The sequence below is a fragment of the Streptomyces sp. NPDC059456 genome (assembly GCF_042750055.1).
Taxonomy (GTDB): domain Bacteria; phylum Actinomycetota; class Actinomycetes; order Streptomycetales; family Streptomycetaceae; genus Streptomyces.
In genome coordinates this window covers 1-5,970 of the sequence record NZ_JBHYVA010000540.1, presented here as the reverse complement: position 1 = coordinate 5,970, position 5,970 = coordinate 1, and the positions used below count along the sequence as shown (strand labels likewise).

Genomic DNA, 5,970 nt, shown 5'->3' with positions numbered 1-5,970 from the left:
GCGCGCGCAACCCCACCACCCCCCTCTCACCGCGCCCGCCCCCCTCGCCGGTGCGGTAGAGCCGGCCGCCGTCGCCGGCGTACGGGTCGGGCACGAACTTCGCCGCGGTGAGGGCGGGCTGGCCGAGGTAGCCGCGGGCCAGCTCCGGGCCCCCGATCAGCAGCTCGCCCGGCAGCCCGACGGGTACGAGCTGGTCGAGCGCGTCCACGACGTACGCCCGCCGCGAGCCCAGCGGCCCGCCGATCGGGACCCGGCCCCCGACCGGTGCGGTGACCAGCAGGGCGGTGGCCGAGATGACCGCCTCGGTCGGGCCGTACGTGTTGACGACGGGCACGTCGGGGAGGTGGGCGAACCAGCGCTCCAGCGGCGCCGAGGGCAGTGCCTCGCCGCCGGTGACCAGCAGCCGCAGGCCCTTGAGGTCCCCGGCGACCGCGTCGAGCCGGGCGACGATCTCCTCCCAGTAGGCGGGGGTGGCCTCCATGACCGTGACGCCCTGGGTGCGGACGGCCTCCCCGAGTTCCTCCACCGACCACACCTCGTCCGGCCGGACCACCACCGAGGCCCCCGCGCCGAGGGCGGGCAGCACCTGCTCCAGGGACGCGTCGAAGGAGAAGGAGGCGAAGGCGAGGACCCGGTCGTCCGCTGTGATGCCGAACAGTTCGCGGGCGGCGGCGGTGTGCGCGCCGAGCGCGTGGTGTTCGACCCCGACGGCCTTGGGTCGGCCGGTGGAGCCCGAGGTGAAGATCACGTAGGCGAGGTCACCGGGGTCGGGGGTGTGGTGCGGTGCGTCCGGGTCGGGCACGACGGTGTCGACGGGGACGGTCCGCGGGCCGAGCGCGGCGGCCAGGGCGTGGGTCGAGGCGTCGCTGAACACGCTGTGCACGCCCGCCTCGGCGCACATGAACCGCAGCCGGTCCTCCGGCAGCCGCGGGTCGAGCGGTACGTAGACCCCGCCGGCCCGCCAGATCGCGGCCATGGCGGCGACCGAGCGGATGCCGCGCCCCAGGCACACGCCGACCGGTGCGCCCGGCCGTACCCCGGCGGCGGCCAGGGCGCGGGCCAGCCCGCCGGTCAGGCCGTCCAGTTCGCCGTACGTCAGGCGCTCGTCCCCGCAGAGCAGCGCCGGCGCGTCCGGTGCGCCCGACACGGTGAACGGGGCCGCCGGCGCGGCCGCCGCGGGGCCCGCGGCCCCGGCCAGCTCCGCGTGCTCCGCGGGCGACAGCAGCTCCAGCCGGCCGACGGCCTGCTCCGGATCGGCGACGACCGCCTCCAGCACCCGGCCCACGTGCCCGGCGAACCGGGTGACCGTGGCGGCGTCGAACAGGTCGCTCGCGTACTCCACGTTCAGCGCGAACCGGTCGGGATAGAGCAGGAAGGTCGCGGTCAGGTCGAACTTCGCCGACCCCCAGGGCAGGACGAAGTGCTCCACGTCCAGGCCCTCCACCCGCGGCCCGCCGGCGGCGCTCTCCTGGACGTCGAACATCACCTGGAACAGGGGGTTGCGGGACGGGTCCCGCTCCGGCCGCAGCTGCTCCACCAGCCGCTCGAACGGCACCTCCTGGTGGTCGAAGGCCCCGAGCACCGATTCCCGGACCCGGCCCAGGAACTCCGTGAACGAGGGCGCGCCGGACAGGTCCCCGCGCAGCACCACCGTGTTCACCAGCAGCCCCACCAGCCGCTCCAGCTCCAGCTGGCCGCGGCCCGCGACCGGTGTGCCCACCGCCACGTCCTGCTGACCCGACCAGCGGCCCAGCACGATCTGCACCACCGCCAGCAGCACCGTGAACCGGGTCACCCCGCAGCGCCGGGCCAGCTCGCCGAGCTCCACCTCCAGCTCCCGCGGCAGATCGATCTCGACCGCGCCGCCCCGGCCCGACCAGCCCGCCGGGCGCGGCCGGTCCGTCGGCAGCTCCAGTACGGGCACCCCCGCCAGGGCCCGCTCCCAGTACGCCAGCTGCCGCTCCAGCACCTCGCCGGCCATCCGGTCGCGCTGCCAGACCGCGAAGTCCCCGTACTGGACCGGGACGGGCGGCAGTCCGGACGGCCGCCCGGCCACCCGGGCGGCGTAGGACCGCGCCAGCTCGCCGATGATCACGTCCTTGGACCAGCCGTCGGTCGCCGCGTGGTGGAAGGCGATCACCGCGACGTGGTCCGCGGGGTCCAGCTCCCACACCCCGGCCCGCAGCAGCGGCGGCCCGGCCAGGTCGAAACGGCGGGTGGCGTACGGGACGGCCACCTCCCGCAGCCGCTCCAGCCGCACCGCCTCGTCGTCCCCCGGCGGGGCGGACTGCCACACCAGCGGGACGCGCACCCCGTCGACCACCCGCTGCGCCGGCCGGCCGTCCACCTCGACGAGCGCGGTCCGCAGCGCCTCGTGCCGGGCCACCACTTCGTCGAGGGCGCCCTGCCAGGCGTCCCGGTCGAGCCCGCCGCGCATCCGCCACGAGAACCAGAGCACGTACTCGTCGCCGACGTCGGACATCCGGTCCAGGAACCACATCCGCTCCTGCGCGAAGGACAGCGGCAGCGGCCCCGAGCGGTCCACGGGGACGACGCTCGCGGCGCCCGCCTGCCGGGCCGCGGCCACCAGCGGCCCGAACGCGCGGATGCGGGGGTTCTCGAACAGGGTCCGCAGCTCCACCTCGCGGCCGAGCCGCTCCGCGATCCGGGACACGGCCATGGTGGCGAGCAGGGAGTGGCCGCCCAGGTCGAAGAACCCGTCGTCGATGCCGATCCGGTCGACGCCGAGGACCTCCGCCCAGATCTCGGCGACCACCCGCTCGGTGGCGTCGCGCGGCGCGGTGAACTCGGCGCCGCCCGTCGCCCGGTCCCGCTCCGCCCGCTCCCCGTCCGGCCGCGCGGCGGGCAGGGCCGCCCGGTCCAGCTTGCCCGAGGCGTTCACGGGCAGCGCGTCCAGCGCCACGAACTCCGCGGGCACCGCGTAGTGCGGCAGCCGGCCGGCGCAGTGGGCCCGCAGCGCGGCGGGCTCCACCGGACCTTCGGCGCCGGCCACCACGTAGCCGGTCAGGCTCTTGCCGCCCTGGGCGTCCGTGCCGACGGCCACCGCGGCGGCCACCACGCCCGGGCACGCGGCCAGTGCCGCCTCCACCTCGCCGAGTTCGATGCGGAAGCCGCGGATCTTGACCTGGTCGTCGGTGCGGCCGAGGAACTCCAGTTCCCCCGACGGAAGCCGGCGGACCAGGTCGCCGGTGCGGTAGAGCCGGCCGCCGTCGCCGGCGTACGGGTCGGGTACGAACTTCGCCGCGGTGAGGGCGGGCTGGCCGAGGTAGCCGCGGGCCAGCTCCGGGCCCCCGATCAGCAGCTCGCCCGGCTCCCCGACCGGTACGAGTTCCTCGTGCGCGTCGACCACGTACGCCCGGCGGGAGCCCAGCGGCCGCCCGATCGGCACCCGGCCGTCGTCCCCGGCCGTGCCGATCTCGTGCGTGGTGGCGGTGACGGTGGTCTCCGTCGGGCCGTACGCGTTGAGCACCCGCACGTGCGGGGCCCGCTCCAGCCAGGCCGCCAGCGCCGCCGCCGGCACCGACTCCCCGCCGAGGACCAGCAGCCGCAGCGGGGCCAGCGCGGCCGCCGTGCGGTCCGTGAGCGAGAACGCCAGCTCGGCCCAGTACGTCGGCGGCAGGTTCAGGACGGTGATCCCGTGCCGCTCGACCACCGAGGGGATCTGTGCGGGCAGCCACGGTTCGTCCGGCCGCACCACCAGGGTGGCCCCGCAGCCCAGGGCGGTCAGCAGCTGGTCCAGGGACGCGTCGAACGAGAAGGACGAGAAGGCGAGCACCCGGTCCCGGGCGGTGATCCCGAACTCCTCGCGGGCGGCGGCGACGTGCGCGGCGATCGCACCGTGCTCGATCCCGACGGCCTTCGGCCGCCCGGTGGAGCCCGAGGTGAAGATGACGTACGCGAGGTCCCGCGGGCCGGGGCTGTGGTGCGGGGCGTCCGCGTCGGGCGCGGCGTCCTCCACCCGCAGCACCCGCGGGCCCAGCGCACCGGCCAGGTCCGCGGTCGCGGCGTCGGTGAGGACGCAGGCCAGCCCGGCCTCCCCGGCCATGAACCGCAGCCGCTCCTCGGGCAGCGCCGGATCCAGCGGCACGTAGACCCCGCCGGCCCGCCAGATCGCGGTCATCGCGGCCACGGAGCGCACTCCGCGCTTCAGGCACACGCCGACCGGGGTCCCCGGGCCGGCGCCCGCCGACCGCAGGGCCGTGGCCAGGCCGCCGGCGAGGGCGTCCAGCTCCCCGTACCGCAGTGACTCCTCCCCGCACACCAGGGCCACCGCATCGGGCTCACCGGCCACGGTGAACGGGACCGCGGCCGGCGCCGGGCGCCCCGCGACGGCCATCTCGACCAGCCGCCGGCGCTCCTTGCCGGGCAGCGGCTCCAGCCGTCCGGCGAGTTCGGCCACCGGGGTCCGCGGCGAGGCCGTCACCGCCCGCAGGAGGCCGACGTAGCCCTCGGTGAAGCGGACCATCGTGCTCCGGTCGAACAGGGCCGTGGAGTACTGCAGCCGCGCCGCGATGTCGCCGTTGGCCCGCAGGCTCAGGTCCAGGAACACGTCGAGCGGGGTGCCCGTCAGCGGGGTCCGCACCAGCGCCACGTCCAGATCGGCCAGGCGGGCCGCCGAGGGGACGGTGTTGAGCAGCGTGAACGAGGCCTGCGCGAGCGGGTGGCGGGACAGGTCGCGCTCGGTGACCACCTCGCCGACCACCCGGTCGAACGGCGCCTCGGCGTGCGAGAAGTCCCGCAGGGCCGCAGCCCGGACCCGGCCCAGCAGCTCGGCGAAGCCCGGATCGCCGGACAGGTCGGTGCGCAGCACGATCGTGTTCACGAACGGGCCGATCAGACCGGCCACTTCGGGGCGGCCCCGGTCGGCCAGCGTGGTGCAGACCGCGATGTCGGTGCGGCCGGAGTACCGCCCCAGCAGGGCCTGGTACACGGAGAGCAGCAGCATGTAGCGGGTCGCGCGCTGCTCCCGGGCCACCCGGTCGACCTCGGCGACCAGTTCGGCCGGCAGCTCGAAGCGGACCACGTCCCCGGAGCCGTCCCAGAACGCCGGCCGGGGCCGGTCCGCGGGCAGGGCGAGCGGCGCGACCCCGGCCAGGCGCTCCCGCCAGTACCCGAGGAGCCGCTCCATGCGCGGTCCGCTCAGCCGTCCGGCCTCGGCGCGGGCGACGTCGGTGTACTGCAGCGCGGGGGCGTCCACCGCCTCGCCCCGGTAGCCGGCGTCCAGTTCGCGCAGCAGCACGTCCCAGGACCAGCCGTCCACCGCGATGTGGTGGACCACCAGGAGCAGCACGTGCTCCCCGGGGCCGAGGCGGGCGAGCACGGCCCGCAGCGGGTGCTCCTTCGCCAGGTCCAGGGGGCGCGCCAGCTCCCGGTCGAACAGCTCCTCGGTGCTGCCCGCCTCCACCCGGGCCAGCCGGATGCGGCCCGGCGGGTCCACCCGCGGCACGGGCTCCCCGTCGACGGCGGTGAACCGGGTGCGCAGCACCTCGTGCCGGTCCACGATCCCCGACAGCGACCGCTCCAGGGCCGGCACGTCGAGCGCGCCGTGGATGCGCAGCGCCAGCGGGAGCAGGGACTCGGCGGAGCCTCCGGTGAGCTGGTCGAGGAACCACAGCCTCCGCTGCGCGAACGACACTCCGTCACCGTCACGGACTCCGTCGCCGGCTTCGCTGCCGTGCCTCGCCGGTCCGCCGTGCGCTGCGACAACCTTCACTGTGGGCCTCCAAGCGGTGTTTTCCTCAACACTGCTGGCTGCGGAGATCCGTCAGTAGGGAAGAAGACGCAGCCGCGCACGCAGCCGCCGGGGGGTAGAACGCGCAAACGGCGGCCCCGCACGGCCCCGGCGTGCCGTGCGCGCCGCCGACAGTGCGTCCCGCCCCCCGCCCCGGGCCGCGCGCGCCCCGCCCCCCCCCGTGAGCCCGAGCACACCGCCACCAACCGCACCTCTCA

The 5,970-nt window shown here is 76.4% G+C and carries 1 protein-coding gene; it reads right to left on the bottom strand.

Translation table 11 applies throughout. The features are described 5' to 3' along the window. On the bottom strand, positions 1 to 5,734 hold a 5,734-nt coding region (locus ACFXA3_RS32750; RefSeq protein WP_385192809.1), incomplete at its 3' end, for an amino acid adenylation domain-containing protein. Positions 5,735 to 5,970 lie beyond the last annotated feature (236 nt).